Genomic DNA, 15,188 nt, shown 5'->3' on the forward strand with positions numbered 1-15,188 from the left:
AGAGTCGGGCCAACCGTGGATCCGTGCGCGTTGCACGCTGGTGTGTCCGCCGGAGGCACGGCCTCGCCTCGGCCGGTGCGCAGGGCGCGCCGGCCCGCGTCAGCGGGGCCAGGGCAGGGCGAGGCCCCGCTGCGCGCCGCCGCGAGGGGGGCAGCGGGGCGGCGACGTGGCGCGCGCTCGCGGCAGGGACAGGGGGAGGGCCGGCCGACGCAGGCGAGCGGGCGTGGAGCCGCCGCGCGGTCGTCGACAGACGCGCCATTTTGACGCCGCCCGCACGGTGTCTATCCTGGTCGCGGTGTCCCGGATCCTCCCACGCTTCGACTATCGCATCGAGTTCGCCGCATCGACCGATGTCGGCCTCGTCCGCCCGAGCAATGAGGACCGGATCCTCTGTTGCCCCGAGCTCGCCCTCTTCGGCATCGCCGACGGGATGGGCGGCCACGCCGCGGGCGAGGTCGCGGCTCAGATCGCTGTCGACACGGTGCGCGGCGAGGTGCTCCGTCCGCCCGCCGCCGCCATCCTCGACGCGTACGTGGCCGACCCGAACATCGAGGCGCGGCGCGAGGTGTTCGCGCTGCTCCGGCGCGTGGCCGAGGCCGCGCACGCGGCCATCCTGGAGGCGCGCCGCACGGAGCCGAGCTACCAGGGGATGGGCACGACGCTCGATTTCGTCGTGCTCGCGCACAGCCGGGCGTTCTTCGCCCACGCGGGCGACAGCCGCGCGTACCTGGTTCGCCCGACGACCACCGTCCAGCTCACCCAGGACCACGCGCTCTACGATACGCTCCGCGCGGCCGGAAACCCGACCCCGGCCAGGAAGCCGCAACGGAACCCGCTCGTGAACGCGATCGGGCTCGCGGGCACCGTCGCGGTCGACACCGTGTTCGTCGATCTCTCGCGCGGCGACCGCATCCTCCTCTGCACCGACGGGGTGCACAACGCGATCGACAGCGAGGCGTCGCTCTCCCGCTTCTGCTCGAAGGGCGGGCCCGAGGAGGTCGCCGCGGGCCTCCTCGGCCACGCGCGCGAGCGGGGGGGCCACGACAACGCGAGCGCGATCGTCATCGACATCAAGGAGCGCTTCGTCAAGCGCGCGGACGACGCCGGCCCGTCCTCGCGCGATCTGTCGGTGCTCTCCGCGTGCCCGCTCCTCGCCGGCATGAGCCCCGCGGCGGTGCTCGGGGCGCTCGCGGCCGGCGTCGAGGTGGAGCTCGGCGCGGGGGATCGGATCCCGCGCGACGTCGCGAGCGATCTGGTCGCTTACCTGGTGCTCGACGGGGCCGTGAATCTGCCGGACGGGCGGCGCGTCGGGTCCTCCGGCCTGCTCTTCCCGGAGTCGCTCGTGGGCGCGCGGCGCAAGGGCGAGCTGCCGGTCGCCGCCGCGCGGACGCGGCTCATCCGGATCCGCAAGGACGATTTCGCCGAGGTCTGCGAGCACGACGCGGAGCTCGCGGCCGCCCTGTACCAGCGGCTCGCGCGGTACCTCGCGCTCGGGACGGGATGAGCGCGGCCGAGATGCAGCTCTCCCTGCTCCACCTGGACGATCGTGTCGCGGCCTTCGCGAAGCCGTCCGGGCTGCTCGTGCACCGCGGCTGGGGCGACGCGCCGGTCGTGTTCGTCGACCTCGCCGAGCGCGCGCTGGGCCGGAAGGTTTACCCGGTCCACCGCCTCGACCGCGCGACGAGCGGCGTGCTGCTCGTCGCGCTCGACGCCGCCGCCGCGGCGCTGCTCTGCGCGCAGTTCGAGCAGGGCCTCGCGCGGAAGCGCTACCTGGCGCTCGTGCGCGGCGTACCCCCCGAGCGCGGGTGCGTCGATCACCCGATCCCGCGGCGCGAGGGGGGGCCGCGCGTGCCGGCCGTCACCGACTTCGAGCGCCTCCACGCGCTCGAGCGCTACGCCGTCGTCGAGGCGCGCCCGCGCACGGGCCGCCTGCACCAGGTGCGGAGGCACCTCAAGCACATCAGCCACCCGATCATCGGCGACGTGAACTACGGCAAGGGCGAGCACAACCGCCTGTTCCGCGAGCGGTATGCGCTGCACCGCCTCGCGCTCCACGCGGCCGAGCTCGCCGTCGCCCACCCCGAGACGGGCGCGCCGCTGCGCCTCGCCGCGCCGCTGCCCGACGACCTGCGGGGCCCGTTCGATCTGCTGGGCGTGCCGGCGTGGATCGGCGCTGTCGGCGACGCGGCCGCTAGCCCGCCCCTGGAGAGCGGCGCTCCGGGGTGACGCCGTGGCCGGCGCGGATCTCCTCGAGGGAGAGCGCCGGGCCTCGCTGGACGAAGCCGCCGTCGAACGGGTTCTCGGCGAGGAACAGGGGCGTGTCGAGATCGACGAACGAGAACCCGCCGAGGCCGGCGGCGAAGCACGCCGACGCCGTCATCGCGAGCACCGACTCGACCATGCCGCCGATCATGAGCCCGAGCCCCGCGGCGCGGGCGACCGCCGCGATGTCGAGCGCCTCGGCGATGCCGCCCTTCATCAGCTTGATGTTCACCACGGTCGCCGCGCGCTCCGCCGCGACGCGGAGGACGTCCTCCGCGGAGGCGGCGCTCTCGTCGGCGGCCACGTCGACGCCGGCGCGCCGCGTGACCTCCTTCATGCCGTCCCAGTCGTCCCGCGGCACCGGCTGCTCCAGCAGCGCGACGTCCGCGCCGAGCCGGCGCGCGTGCGCGACGAGCGCGAGCGCCTCGCTCGCGGTGAGCCCGCCGTTGCCGTCGAGGATCAGCGACGCCCCGGGCGCGGCCGCGTGGATCGCCTCGATGCGCGCCGGGTCCGACGCGGCGAGGCGGCCGCCGACCTTCACCTTGAGCGCGCGGAAGCCCATGGCCGAGGCGCGCCGCGCGGCCTCCTCCGCGCGCTCCGGGGAGCCGGTGGTGATGGTGATGTCGGTCGTGAGCGCCGTCCCCGAGCCGCCGAAGAAGGCCCAGAGCGGCATGCCCGCGCGCTTCGTGAGCGCGTCGAGGATCGCGGTCTCGATCGCGCAGCGCGCCGCGCCGGCGCCGCCCCCGGACGCCTCGCGGAGCGCGCGCGCGACGGCGCGCCACGCGCGCGCGTCCGAGCCCACCGCGGCCTCGCGCAAGGAGAGGGCGGCGGCGCGCGACCCGTCCTGCGTCTCGCCGTTGAACGCGGGCAGCGGCGCCGCCTCGCCGAAGCCGAGCGTCCCGTCGGCGAGCTCCACGGTGACGAGGAGGTTCGCCGCGCGCTCCTGCGCGCCGCCGGCGATGCCGAACGGCTCGTGCAGCGGGATGTCGAGCGCCTCGACCGAGACGCGCCGGATCAGGGTGGGGGTCATCAGGACGAGCGTCGCCTCCTCGGGAGCGTCAAGGGGAGCGGGCCGCGGCCGGGCCGAGCAGCGCCTCGACCTCCCGGGAGATCTTGTCCTCCTCGCCGTCCTCGTAGCCCGCGTGGATATGGCGCACGACGCCGTCCCGATCGACGACGAACGCGGTCGGCATCCTCCGCGGCCTGTACGCCTTCTCCGCGCGCTGGTCCTTGTCCCAGAGGATCTTGAACCTGACGCCCGCCTCGTCCGCGAACCCCGCGAGCTGCTCCGTCGAGACGTCCTCGGGGGCGTCGAGGGAGACGGCGAGCACGGCGAGATTGCCGCCGAAGCGGTCGACGAGCTCCTGGTACTTGGGGAACGATCTTCTGCAGGGGCGGCAGTAGGTCGCCCAGAAATCGACGATCACCACCTTGCCGCGCGCGTCCTTGAGCGTCGAGGGCCCCTCGCCGCTCACGACCTCGGCCGCGAGCTCGGGCGCCGCCGAGCCGATCAGGCCGCCGCCCGTCGCGGGCGCAGGGGGCGCGATGGGCGCGGCGCCGCCGCAGCCGCCTGCGAGCGAGAGGGCGAGCGAGGCGCAGAGGGCCGCGAGGACCCGGGCGAACGACGGCGATGGACTGGGCCTCATGATGCGATCTCCCTCCCCGATCAGGGCTCGCGATCCACGATGGAAGCGAGCATCTCTCCCTCGGCGCAGAGCGTCCCGTCGACGCTCGCCTCGCCGCGCAGCTTCCAGACGTTCGAGCGGTGGTGCAGCACCTCGGCGTAGAGATCGAGCCGGTCGCCGGGCGTCACGGTGTGGCGGAACTTCGCCTTGTCGATGCCAAGGAAGAACATGAGGTTCGACGTGGCGTCGAATGGATCCGACGCATAGGCGAGGATGCCGCCGAGCTGCGTGAGCGACTCCAGGATCAGCACCCCGGGCATGATCGGCCGCTGGGGGAAGTGCCCCTGGAACCAGGGCTCGTTGTAAGCGACGCACTTGTAGCCGCGGATGCACTTGTTGGCGGTGATCTCCGTCACCCGGTCGACCATCACAAAGGGGTAACGGTGCGGCAGGATCGACAGGATCTGGTGGATGTCGAGCGTGACGGGCGCTTGGGTTCGCTCAGGCAAGGCCGGCTCCTTTCCGCGGTGCGGAGCGCGCGGGCGGCGCGCTACTTCGCGTCGTCCTTCTTCTCTGCCTTGTCGCCGCCCGCGTCGTCCTCGCCGCCGCCGGTGTTGTAGAGCTGGATGACCTGCTCCGTCAGATCGAGATCGGCGCGGACGTACGGGGCCGCTTGCTTGTCGAAGATGATCTCGTAGCCCGACTTCTTCGCGATCCGGCCGACGATGAGCATCATCTTCTTGAGGATGGGCCCGGTGAGCTCGCCCTGCTTCTTCTGGAGCTCCTTGTTGTAGTCGACGAACACGGTCTGGAGCTCGACCATCTGGCGCTGCCAGTCCTCCATCCGCTTCTGGAGCGACTCGCGCGAGAGCACGCGCGACTGCTTCTCGATGTCCTCGCGCGCCCGCTGGAGCTCGGTCTGCTTCGCGTCGAGCTCCTGCTGCCGCCGGTCGAAGAGCTTCTTCAGCGTGGCCTGCGCCCGGATGCCGTCCTCCGTCTGCATGACGGCGTGCTGCACGTCGACGACGGCGATCCGGGTCTCGGCGGCGGCGACGCTCGGCACGACGAGGGCGAGCGACACGGCGGCGGCGCGGGCGATCCGAGCGAAGAGCGGCGCGGGCCGATGGACGGGAGAGCGGGAGACCATTGGAGGCGATTACCCGCCGCGTGACGGACGGTCAAGGTGTGCGGGGAATCAGAGGCACTTGCCCGAGATGCAGCTCTCGCCGTCGGGGCAAGGCTCGTCGAGCGAGCACTCCGGCGCGACCTCCTCCCGCGTCTTGCAGAACCCGTCCTCGCAGCCGACGAAGCGGCTGTCGATGAGCTGGCAGGCCCGGGTGTTCTCGCACGGGTAGTGGCAGTAGCCGTCCTCCATGCACTCCTGACCCTGCGCCGCGCAGGCCTTGGCGCCGCAGCCGGGCTGAGGCGAGGGATCGTCCATGCACGCGCCGGTGGCCGCGTTGCACACCTCGCCGGGCGCGCAGTCCGCGTGCGTCGCGCAGCCGGTGGTGCAGGCGCCGTCGACGCAGACCGCGCCGCCCTCGCACGGGGCCGCGTCGCCGCACTCGGGGTTCGCGGGGTCGGGGACGCAGACCCCGCGGTCGCAGCGCGTGCCGGGCTCCGCGCAGGGCGCGGCGTTGGAGCAGCCATCGGCGCACTCGCCGTTCACGCACACCCTGCCGTCGCCGCACTCGTAGCTGAACTCGCACGCCGCGATGCAGAGCCCGTCGACGCACCGCGTGCCGTCCTCGCATGCGCCGTCGCCGTCGCAGGGACACGTGGTGAGCTCCGCGTCGCACTCGGCCTCCGCGCCCCCCGCGCCGCCCTGGCCCGCGCCGCCCTGGCCCGGGTCTGCCGGACCCGCGCCGCCCTGACCCCCGCTGCTGCCGGTGTCGATGTCCGGCTCCACGGGGCGACACCCGTAACCGTCGCAGAGGAAACAGTTCTCGCCATCGGGGTCGCACTGGAGCGACGCATCGCCACAGCCGCCGCAGCCCGTCGAGGTCGCGGCGATCATCAGGAACAGCGCGCCTCGGCCCAGGATCTTCGCAAGGGGGGAATGAAGAAGCATCGAAGTCCTCCAGCGGCGGCCGGCACCGGCGCGGCCTTCCCGCACGACTACCATGACGCGCGCTAACACGCAGCGTGCCACGGGGCGGCAGGAGAGGAGCGCCGGGAAGCCCGACGAGGCGTTCATTTTGTGAACCCGCTTGTGAACCTGCGTTCACCTGCGCTCGTCGCGCGAGGTTCACTGATCCGCGGGGGTCGCGCGGTGTGAGGCGGGGGACGGCCGGCGCTCGGGGCCGGGGAGCGATGGGGAAGGCCGCAGCCGGCGTTTCCGGTCGGGGCGAAGGCGCGGGGGCGCTCCCTGCGAGCAGCCCGGCCGGTCACCCCGTGAGGATCAGGAGCGGTACCCCGCGTTCACGTCGACGTAGCCGTGTCCGAGGTCGCTCGTGAGGTACGCGAAGTCGCCGGGGCCGCTGCCGAGCACGAGCTCGATGACGTAGGTGTCGCGCGCGAGCACCTCGTTCGCCTTGAGCTCGGCTTCCGCCCCGATCGGCGCGCCGTTCCGCACGATCGGGATCCCGCCGACGAGGATCTGGGCCTCGCGCGGGTCGAAGGGGACGCCTGCGCGGCCCGCGGCGGCGAGCAGCCGCCCCCAGTTCGCGTCCTTGCCGAACAGCGCCGTCTTCACGAGCATCGACGTGGCCACCGTACGCGCGACGGCGCGCGCACCGTCGCGCGTCGCGAGCCCGCGGACGCGGATCTCGGCGACGTGCGTGCTGCCCTCGCCGTCGGCCACCATCGAGCGCGCGAGCTCGCCGCACACCTCGGTGAGGCCCGCCGAGAGCTCGTCGCGCGAGACGCGGCGCTGCGACGCGCCGGAGGACAAGAGGAGCACCGTGTCGTTGGTGCTGGTGTCCCCGTCGACGCTGCACGCGTTGAACGTCACGTCGCACGAGGCCGCCAGCGCGTCGCTCGCCTCGCCGGCGTCGAGCACGGCGTCGGTGAACAGGAAGACGAGCATCGTCGCGTGGGGCGGGCCCACGTCGGGGTGGATCATCCCGGCGCCCTTGCCGATGCCGAGCAGCGTCGCGCCGGCGCCGAGCTTGCGCTGCGCGAGCTTCGGCCAGCGGTCGGTCGTGCAGATCGCCTGGGCGAAATCGAGGTAGCCCTTCGGCGACAGGCGGGCCGACAGCTCGGGGACACGCTCGATGATCCGGTGCGCGGGCAGGACGGCGCCGATCACGCCGGTCGAGGCGGGGAGCACCTCGTCCTCCGAGGCGCCGATGGACTCGGCGACGGCGCGCGTCGTGTCGAGCGTCGCCTTCCAGCCTGCCTCGCCCGTGCACGCGTTCGCGCACCCGCTGTTGGCGACGACGGCGCGAGCGCGCCCCGACCGGACGCGCTGCATCGCGATGTCCACGGGCGCCGCGCGCACCACGTTCCGCGTGAACATGCCGGCCACGATCGCCGGCTGATCGGCCACCGCGAGCGCGACGTCGATGCGCCCGTCTTTCCGGATCCCGGCGCTGATGGCGCCGAAGCGAAACCCTGCAACTGGCTCGAAGCTCATGAGGGCGCGGAGTCTACGCACGAACGCGCGCCGGGAGAAAGCGACAAGCGGAAGGCATGCGCCCCGCGGGATGCGACGCTCGGAGGCGGCCGAGCTGAGCGCGGCATTTGCAATGCTCTGCCCCGATGATCTCGGTCCGGATTGTCGACATCAAGGGCCTGTATCTGCCGGGCTTTCCCGACAGCACGGCGCCGCCGGGGACGACGCGGGCGGCTGGGTACAAGCCAGGTTACAAGAGCCTCGATAACCGGGGACGCGTCTACATCAACCGAGATCTCGATGGGCAGTGGGCAAAGAATACGCAGCTCGTCGAGATCACCGTCGAGGTGACGAGCTCCGAGGGCGAGCTGCCAGAAGGAGCCCGGATTCGCTGGAGCGCGCGTGATCCAGACGATCCCTCGAATGAGCGGCCGGAGGTGCACCCGGACTGGGCTGCCACCCTCGACGAGAACGATTACGGCGCCGCGGGGGACTATGTGGCGCCGGCCGAAGACGACAACGAGGGAACGCAGGACAGGGCACCTGGCTGGGAAGAGGTGGAGGGCTACACGCTGTCCGACGCGACGGAGACCAGCGCGAGCACGGCGATCGTGGGGGTGCGGAGCACGATCCGGCGCCACATGACCGATATCGCCGGAGACAACCTGATCGTGAGCGCCGAGCTCGAGGCCGATGGCATCGCCGAGGCGGCCGGCGACGAGACCGGGATCATGACGCTCTGGCGCCGGATCGACGTCGAGTACATCCGGATGGAGAGCGCCCCCCCGGTGCCCGTGGAGCAGGCGCCGGCGCACTTCGAGCCGGTCTTCACCCAGCTCGATTTCACCGAGGCGCGCGCGATCCAGGACCTTCAGCACATGGCGCTCGACGCGGGCACGCTCGGCGAGATGGCCTCGCGCTTCGTGAGCGAGCACTTCGAGCACGCCGGGGACCCTGGCTGGTTCTGCCTGATCGCCGCGCTCGAGCCGCACCCCGTGCCCGAGGTCCGGGGCGACCCGCTGTTCTCCGGGAGCGTCACGATCCTGGACGGCGGCGAGGGCGAGCGGCGCGGCGAGTACGTCGAGATCCCTGGCGCCCACCCGGACGCGAGCTACGTCACGTTCCGCTGGGACGGCTGGCGGATGAGCTTCTCGGTCGCGAGCGCGGCAGTCCTCGACGACCCGCCGCGGACCCGCCTCTGGCTCGCGCCGCACGACATCCAGAGCCAGTTCACCGCGGGCGACGGCTCCCTGGCGCACGCGTACGAGCGGCGCCTCTTCTTCTTCCCCCGGGCCCGCCGCAGGGACGGGGCGTGGGAGCCCCCGGGCTACGGCATCCCCGCGCGCGTCGAGGCCGACGTGCGGGGCCCAGGGGCCGCCTACACCGCCGGCATGAGCCCCACGATCGACATCGGGCCGGCGAGGTACTTCGCCGGCAGGACGATCCTCTTCACCCATCACAGGGCGTGGTGGGACCCCGAGGGGGCGCAGCCCCGTCGCGGCTACGAGCAAGCCACGCTCCACACCGTCGTCCACGAGCTCACGCACGCGTTCGGGATGCCGCACAAGTGCGGCTACTTCGATTACCGGCAGCCGCGCCGGACGACGTGCTGCATGAACTATCGGTCCCACTGGATGGTCGACGCCGACCAGCAGCTCATCCCTGGAACCGACGGGCGGGTCGGCAACGACCTGTGCGGGCGCCACGTGAAGGAGACCCGGCGCGTGCGCCTCGAGAACAACAGGGGACTTCGATGGAGATGAGGGGCTGTCATGTCCGATGAACACGCGCGGAGCGCCGGGGACCCGGTGGGCCCGCCTGGGCTGGTGCTCCGTTCACTCGATCACGATCGCCGCTATGTGCTCGGCTTTCCCCTGCACGTGGCCATCACGCTGTGCGCCGACCGCCCTGGGGCCTGCATCCTGCGGCTCCCGCGCCCGAGCTGGGCGGGCAACGCCGGCGCGATCGGCGTCCGCCTCGCGCGGGCGGGCACCGGCGAGGAGGTCGTGAGGACCGAGCCCGCGCCGGTCGTGCTCCCCGAGCACGGCACGCCGGTGTTCCGCCTGTGCCCGGGCGAGTGCAGGCGCATGCTCATCGATGTCTCGTCGTACCTCCCGGCGGGGCTCGATCCCGGGCAGTACACGCTGGCGATCGTCTACGTCGGGCCGCCGGACCGCGCGGAGAGCGCGCCGGCGCCGATCGAGCTCGCGGCGCCGAGCCCCGAGGAGCAGCGCGAGCTCGGGCGCCTCGCGCCCGAGGCCGCACGCGCGGGCTCCTGGGGCCGCTGGACGAGCCTCCCTCCGGACAGCGGCGCGGCGGTCACGAGCCGCGTGGAGCCGGGCGACCCGCTCCGCTTCGACCACATCCTGCGTTATCTGATGTACGGGCCGCAGCCGCTCGGCGACGTGGACCCGGCCCTCCTCGACGTGCTCCGCGGCGTCTACGAGCCGGAGGCCCACGCGCTCCGCGCCGAGATCTACGCCGCGCGGGGAGACGCGGCGCGCTTCGCGGAGGCGGCGGCGTTCATCCGGGCCACCTACCCGGGGCTCGCCTGGTGGATCGAGCGGATCGAGGCGGGGCAGAGCGAGATCGGCTTCGTCCGGGCATGCCGGGCGAACCCGTGCGGCGGGTGAGCGGCGGCTTCGATCCACGTCCGCCCACGCCCGCTCACGCCCTCGCCGCCGCGCCGGCTCCACACGCAGATCACGCGATTGCAACGCGATGTTCACGTTGCGCGGGTTCAATGGTCGCCGAGCGATGCTTGACGCGATGCGAACCATGGCGAGGTGCTTGTGCAGAAGGACGCGGTCGTGAGCGCGCTGCCGCCCGACGCCGTGACGTCGCTCCCGGGCGCCGAGGCCGCCGCGGTCTCGTGGCGCACGCAGGGCCAGCGCTACATCACGATCATCGTCAAGGCGAGCTTCGCGTTCACGCCCGGCGCGGCCATGTGGCGGACGGAGCCGCAGGAGATCCTCCGCGCCGAGGTCCATCACGGCAAGAACCCCGCGCGGAGCGTGCGGTTTACCGGCGACCTCGCGCCCTACCTGGGCCGCGCGGACGTGCTCTTCACGGGCGACGCCCACGCCCCTGAGGGGGAGCATGTCGAGCGCTTGCCGGTGCGGCTCGCCGTCTTCGGCGCGGGCGGCTGTGCGCTCGACAAACGCCTCCTCGTCCGCGACAAGAAGCCGTTCCAGCGGATGCCCCTCGTGTACGAGAAGGCAGCGCGCGGCGCGAACGGGTGGGAGAACCCCTTCGGCATCGACGCGAGCGACGGCGAGGCCAGGATCCTCGATCCCCAGGACCCCGCGCGGCCCGCGGGGCTCGGCCCGATCGCGCGCGCCTGGCCCGTGCGCAAGCGGCTGCTCGGCAAGACCCGGCGCGAGACGCTCGAGGGACCGAACGCCGAGATTCCCGCTGGCTTCGACTGGTCGTACTTCCAGGCGGCGCCCCCGGACCAGCGGATCGACTATCTGCGCGGCGACGAGTGGATCGTGCTCGAGAACCTGCACCCGGCCGCTCGCCGGCTGGAGATGCGCCTGCCCCGAGCGCGCGGCGTGGCACGGATCCACGGGCTGGCCGCGCCTCCTGCGGCAGGGGGCGACGTCATCGAGCTCAACGCGGACACGCTCCGGATCGACGGCGCCGAGCAGCGCTGCACGGTCGTGTGGCGTCAGATCGTCCCCGTACCCGACGGCCACGCCGTCGCGGCCGTGCGGATCGCCGCCGGCGTCGCGGTCGACGGCGAGGAGCTCGCGTGGCCCGACCTGCGCCCCGGGCGGGCCTCCGGCGCCGCGGGAGCGGCTCCAGGTGCGCTCCCGATCGGCCCGCGAGGGACCGTGCACATCGAGGACGCGCCCGGTCAGGCGCGCCAGCGGGACGGGGATCCGGGGCGCACCATCCACCTCTCGGACGACGAGATCGAGCTCATCGACCTGATCCAGCGCCCGTCGCCGCTGCAGACGGTCGCGCTCTCCGACGAGCAGGGCGAGGCGGCGGTGCGCGCGCCGGCGCTTCCGTTCGCGCCCGCGCCGGGATCGGCGCGGCAGGGCCGGCCCGAGCCAGCGCGACCGCAGATCGATGCCGTCGCGAGCGCGACGCTCGCGCTGTCGAGCGAGGACGAGGTGCGCGTCGGCGAGCGGCCCGCGATCCCGTTCTTCTTCGACCCGGGGCCGGCCCCGCGCGTCGAGCTCAGGGCGCCGATCCCCGGCGCGCCCTGGTCTGGCGCGCTCGCTTCACCGGCGCCCGGCCCGCCCATGGGGCTCGCGACCCTCGCGCTGGAGGAGGATGTTCCGCCGCCGCCCGCCGAGGTGTTGCCGCCGCCCGTCGAGTCTTCGTCCTACGCGGCCCCGGCCTCGGGCGTCCTCGCGCGTGAGCCCGAGCGACCCGCCGCGTCCCGCTTCTTTCACGTCCTCCGGCGCGAGGGCGAATCGCCCTCCGGGTCGCTCCCGCCGCTCGGCGACGGCGACGAGGTGAGCCTCGAGCGGTGCGCCATCGTCACGGCGGAGCTCGCCGAGAAGCCGGTCCCCCGCGCCGACGTGCTCAGGGCGCACGGCCTGTCGGAGGCGCGCTGGGCAGAGGCCGAGCGGCGGTGGCGGGAGTCGATGGCAGAAGAGGCCAGGCGCCGCGAGCGGGCGCTCCGCGACAGGTTCGACGCGGCCTACGTCGGCGCGTGGGAAGCCGTCTGTGGCCCGCTGCATGCGGCCGACTATGCCCGGCTGCTCGTCGCGACCGAGCGCAGCGGGGGCGCCGCGGCGCTCGGCGACCGCGCGATCCGACGCACCGTGTGGGTGCGCATGAAGCGGCTCTGGGCCAGGCGGCTCGCCGACGATCCGCGCCTCAGGGCCCGCGTCGAGGCCGAGATCGCGAGGCTGCGCGAGGCGCCCCGCCAGCGCGCGCAGGCCGGCGCACCCGCGGCGTACGCCGTCTGATCCGCGTCGCGCGCCGTGCCCCTTGACCGCGGCGCCCGGGGTTCCGAACATCATCGCTGGTGCAAGCGATGGTCCGTTCATGATCGACGCGTCGACGCTGGGCAAGGAGCTCGCGGGCCGGTACAGCGTGGAGGGGCTGCTCGGCGTGGGCTCGATGGGGGCCGTCTTCCGCGCGCGCCACCTCGCGCTCGCGCGGGTCGTCGCGATCAAGGTGCTCACCGGGCACACGGATCCGAACGCCGGGGAGCGGATGCTGCGCGAGGCCCGCATCTCGGCGCTCATCAAGTCGCCGCACGTGGTGGGCTGCTACGACTTCGGCTTCCTCTCGAGCCGATCGCCGTTCATGGTGATGGAGTACGTGGGCGGCCCGTCGCTGGCCGCGCGGCTCCAGGATGGGCCGCTGCCGCTCGACGATCTGCGGCGCTACATGCTCCATGCGGCGCGGGGGATGGCCGCCGCGACCGAGCTCGGCGTGATGCACCGCGACCTGAAGCCGTCGAACATGCTGATCGCGCCGTCAGGGGAGCTGAAGGTCGCCGACTTCGGCCTCGCGCGCCTGACCGCCACGACGGGGCCCTCGGCGCTCCGGGAGCAGCCCCTCACCGCGATGGGCACCGTGCTGGGGACGCCGTTCTACATGGCGCCGGAGCAGGCGTGGAGCCCGCAGGAGAGCGACACGCGCGCGGACATCTACAGCTATGGCGCGTCGTTCTACCACGCGGCCACGGGCCAGCGGCCGTTCGAGGAGCAGGAGCTCCTGCCGCTCCTGCTCGCGCACCGGCAGGACATCCCGGCCCGGCCGCGGGCGCTCCGTCCCGAGCTCGACGAGGACGTGCAGGCCGTCCTGGAGCGGTGTCTGGCCAAGGACCCGAAGGACCGCTTCCAGTCCTTCGACGAGATCGACACCGCCCTCGTGGGCGCCCAGAGCACCCGCTGGGGGGACCCGCACGACCTGACGCTCCGCGTGTACATGGAGCAGTACACGCGCTTCCGGCCCGCCCTCCTGTCGGGCGGCGCTGCCGGGCTGGTCACGGCCTTCCAGTTCCACGGGGACCGGACGCTCTCGATCGTGCGCGCGAACATCGCAGGCGTGTCGGCCGACGCGCTCGTGAGCGCGGACGACGGGCAGCTCACCATGTCGGGCGGCGTGGCGCTCGCCCTGAACCACGCGAGCGGCGGCGTGTGCCACATGGAGACGCGCAAGTACGTTCCCGTGCGGCACGGCGGGGTGGTGGTCAGCTCCGGCGGCAGGTTGAACGCGCGGTTCGTGTTCCACGCGATCACGCTCGACTGGGATCACGTGGCGACCTACAGGCCGACGCGCGACCTCATCCTGCGGCTCCTGGAAGGGTGCTTCTATCACGCGGACACGATGAAGCTCCGGAGCATGGCGCTGCCGCTGCTCGGGGCGGGGCGAGCGGGCTTCTCGCCCGCCGAGTGCCTCGACACGATGGTCGAGTTCCTCGTGAAGGCGATGCTCCTCGGCGGGACAGGGCTGTCGCACGTGACGATCGTGCTCCGGGAGGGCGCCGGGGTCTGAGGGAGCGCCAAGGCGGGCCATGGCGCTCCAATGACGGCCCAGCTGCCCTCCTGCGCCGTTATGCAGGTGTCCTTGCTTACGGTCGCATGGCTCCTGCGCAGCTCGGGCGCCCTTCTGCACGTCCATTTCTGTGTCCTTCGTCACCGTAGGTCACCTCCTGCGCGGCGCCGCTGACTCTCCTGCGCAGCCTTGGCCTCGTCCTGCGCAGCGCCGCTGGCTCTCCTGCGCGACTCTGGCTGTCTCCTGCGCAATCTTCGCCGAGGACGAGCTCCCGCTTGCCCTTCGAGAGGCAGAGCGCCCATCTCTTCTTCCAGCTCGTTGCCAGGAGGTACGAGAAGAGCAGCACCCTGATCACGACAAATCAGGCGGTGACGCAGTGGGGCACGGTCTTCGGGGATGAAGTCCTCGCTGCCGCCATCCTCGACCGTCTACTCCATCACAGCCACACCCTGATGATCTCGGGAGACAGCTACAGGCTGAAGCAGAAAAAGAAGGCGGGGCTGCTCGGCGGGAACGCCGCGTCGGCCAGGTGACACAGGAGGCGCAGGGGGGTCAGTTTTACTGTCGTAAGGGGGTCAAAAGTTACTGTCGCCTGACACGGCTCACAGCTCGCCGAGTGCACGGTCACGTGGAAGGCTGGCTCGATTCAGTGCAAGAACTGGGGAGAGACAGGCGCCTGCACCTCGCTCTACCAGGGCGATCATGCGAGCCTGGACGAGGCCAAGGAGCGATGTGAGTATCGCCAACGGGGTGCACCTCCGCTCGGGAGCGCAGTCGTGCGGCTCGTGCTGGTGGGTGAATGGCGCGAATGGGGATTGCAAGGAGCGCTGCAAGCTGAACTGTGACGCAGTTCACGACGGTTGTCATGAGGACTGCACAAAACGCGATCCTACGTCAACGTGTCGCGCGAAGTGTAATGCCGACTATTCCAAGTGTCTTCGCAAATGCGAGGATAGCTGCAAGTGAGGTTCAATGCTTGAGCTGACCACGCTGTTTACCCCAGTGGACGGTAGTCCGAAGCGGACCATCACGCTTCGAATCAGTGATGTGCGGCTCGATTCCGATGGCGCTTCGTGGTCTGTTGCCGTGGAGATTCTCGGGTTCAAGGATGATGACAGGGTTCGGCTGAAACAGGTAGACTGGACACAGGCGATCGCGGATGGTGCCCAATTCATCGCTCGGAGGGTCAACGACAAGGTCGAGAACGCGGGCGGCGGAACCCTCGACCCACCCATCTGGAACACGACATGGGGAACTTGAGCGAGTGGACGCGATGG

Annotated in this window: 13 protein-coding genes and 1 pseudogene; 8 read left to right on the plus strand and 6 right to left on the minus strand. The window is 72.2% G+C overall.

What is annotated here, in order from left to right; genetic code table 11:
• Nucleotides 1-295: 295 nt before the first annotated feature.
• Together WMF11_RS15955 and WMF11_RS15960 are read left to right on the plus strand one after the other, a co-directional pair.
• Entirely contained in the window at nt 296-1,504 is a 1,209-nt protein-coding gene (locus WMF11_RS15955) for a protein phosphatase 2C domain-containing protein (RefSeq protein WP_437978053.1), read from the plus strand.
• Nucleotides 1,501-2,226 (plus strand): pseudouridine synthase, encoded by a 726-nt coding sequence (locus WMF11_RS15960; RefSeq protein ID WP_437978054.1) that lies wholly within the window; start codon nt 1,501-1,503, stop codon nt 2,224-2,226. Before WMF11_RS15955 ends, WMF11_RS15960 begins: the two co-directional genes overlap by 4 nt.
• Here the strand turns inward: WMF11_RS15960 and WMF11_RS15965 are convergent.
• The 6 genes from WMF11_RS15965 to argJ all read right to left on the minus strand — a co-directional run bounded on the left by WMF11_RS15965 (nt 2,192) and on the right by argJ (nt 7,464).
• Complete coding sequence (locus WMF11_RS15965) at nt 2,192-3,292, minus strand: dipeptide epimerase (protein WP_437978055.1); 1,101 nt, start codon at nt 3,290-3,292, stop codon at nt 2,192-2,194. The genes WMF11_RS15960 and WMF11_RS15965 overlap by 35 nt on opposite strands.
• Nucleotides 3,293-3,320: 28 nt before the next feature.
• Nucleotides 3,321-3,908, minus strand: coding sequence for a TlpA family protein disulfide reductase (locus WMF11_RS15970; protein WP_437978056.1), 588 nt, complete (start codon nt 3,906-3,908; stop codon nt 3,321-3,323).
• 20 nt (nt 3,909-3,928) lie between these two features.
• Nucleotides 3,929-4,396 (minus strand): 3-hydroxyacyl-ACP dehydratase FabZ, encoded by a 468-nt coding sequence (gene fabZ / locus WMF11_RS15975; protein ID WP_437552721.1) that lies wholly within the window; start codon nt 4,394-4,396, stop codon nt 3,929-3,931.
• Nucleotides 4,397-4,437: 41 nt separating this feature from the next.
• On the minus strand, nt 4,438-5,034 hold the full coding sequence (locus WMF11_RS15980) for an OmpH family outer membrane protein (RefSeq protein ID WP_437552722.1): 597 nt from the start codon (nt 5,032-5,034) through the stop codon (nt 4,438-4,440).
• Between the two features lie 48 nt (nt 5,035-5,082).
• Nucleotides 5,083-5,958, minus strand: a complete 876-nt coding sequence (locus WMF11_RS15985; protein WP_437978057.1) for a hypothetical protein — start codon at nt 5,956-5,958, stop codon at nt 5,083-5,085.
• Between the two features lie 330 nt (nt 5,959-6,288).
• Nucleotides 6,289-7,464, minus strand: a complete 1,176-nt coding sequence (argJ, locus tag WMF11_RS15990; RefSeq protein ID WP_437978058.1) for a bifunctional glutamate N-acetyltransferase/amino-acid acetyltransferase ArgJ — start codon at nt 7,462-7,464, stop codon at nt 6,289-6,291.
• 125 nt (nt 7,465-7,589) lie between these two features.
• Between argJ and WMF11_RS15995 the strand changes: the two genes are divergently transcribed.
• From WMF11_RS15995 to WMF11_RS16020, 6 genes and pseudogenes are all read left to right on the plus strand, one after another.
• Nucleotides 7,590-9,206 (plus strand): hypothetical protein, encoded by a 1,617-nt coding sequence (locus WMF11_RS15995; protein ID WP_437978059.1) that lies wholly within the window; start codon nt 7,590-7,592, stop codon nt 9,204-9,206.
• A gap of 9 nt (nt 9,207-9,215) precedes the next feature.
• Entirely contained in the window at nt 9,216-10,076 is an 861-nt protein-coding gene (locus tag WMF11_RS16000; protein ID WP_437978060.1) for a hypothetical protein, read from the plus strand.
• 153 nt (nt 10,077-10,229) lie between these two features.
• Entirely contained in the window at nt 10,230-12,371 is a 2,142-nt protein-coding gene (locus WMF11_RS16005; protein WP_437978061.1) for a DUF2169 domain-containing protein, read from the plus strand.
• Nucleotides 12,372-12,450: 79 nt separating this feature from the next.
• The gene (locus WMF11_RS16010) at nt 12,451-13,911 is read left to right on the plus strand and encodes a serine/threonine-protein kinase (protein ID WP_437909226.1); all 1,461 of its coding nucleotides are present in this window, start codon (nt 12,451-12,453) and stop codon (nt 13,909-13,911) included.
• A gap of 275 nt (nt 13,912-14,186) precedes the next feature.
• A pseudogene (locus tag WMF11_RS16015) lies at nt 14,187-14,444 on the plus strand (ATP-binding protein); the annotation flags it as partial.
• Nucleotides 14,445-14,883: 439 nt separating this feature from the next.
• Nucleotides 14,884-15,171: a hypothetical protein gene (locus WMF11_RS16020; RefSeq protein WP_437978062.1), complete on the plus strand. Its 288-nt coding sequence runs from the start codon at nt 14,884-14,886 to the stop codon at nt 15,169-15,171.
• The last annotated feature ends 17 nt before the right edge of the window (nt 15,172-15,188 follow it).

This window comes from Sorangium sp. So ce295, from assembly GCF_051527405.1.
Taxonomy (GTDB): domain Bacteria; phylum Myxococcota_A; class Polyangia; order Polyangiales; family Polyangiaceae; genus Sorangium; species Sorangium cellulosum_B.

Coding starts and splice junctions, on each gene's coding strand:
- WMF11_RS15960 (WP_437978054.1), top strand. CDS start 1,501: ATGAGCGCGGCCGAGATGCAGCTCTCCCTGCTCCACCTGGACGATCGT.
- WMF11_RS15965 (WP_437978055.1), bottom strand. CDS start 3,292: ATGACCCCCACCCTGATCCGGCGCGTCTCGGTCGAGGCGCTCGACATC.
- WMF11_RS15970 (WP_437978056.1), bottom strand. CDS start 3,908: ATGAGGCCCAGTCCATCGCCGTCGTTCGCCCGGGTCCTCGCGGCCCTC.
- WMF11_RS15980 (WP_437552722.1), bottom strand. CDS start 5,034: ATGGTCTCCCGCTCTCCCGTCCATCGGCCCGCGCCGCTCTTCGCTCGG.
- WMF11_RS15985 (WP_437978057.1), bottom strand. CDS start 5,958: ATGCTTCTTCATTCCCCCCTTGCGAAGATCCTGGGCCGAGGCGCGCTG.
- argJ (WP_437978058.1), bottom strand. CDS start 7,464: ATGAGCTTCGAGCCAGTTGCAGGGTTTCGCTTCGGCGCCATCAGCGCC.
- WMF11_RS15995 (WP_437978059.1), top strand. CDS start 7,590: ATGATCTCGGTCCGGATTGTCGACATCAAGGGCCTGTATCTGCCGGGC.
- WMF11_RS16000 (WP_437978060.1), top strand. CDS start 9,216: ATGTCCGATGAACACGCGCGGAGCGCCGGGGACCCGGTGGGCCCGCCT.
- WMF11_RS16010 (WP_437909226.1), top strand. CDS start 12,451: ATGATCGACGCGTCGACGCTGGGCAAGGAGCTCGCGGGCCGGTACAGC.
- WMF11_RS16020 (WP_437978062.1), top strand. CDS start 14,884: ATGCTTGAGCTGACCACGCTGTTTACCCCAGTGGACGGTAGTCCGAAG.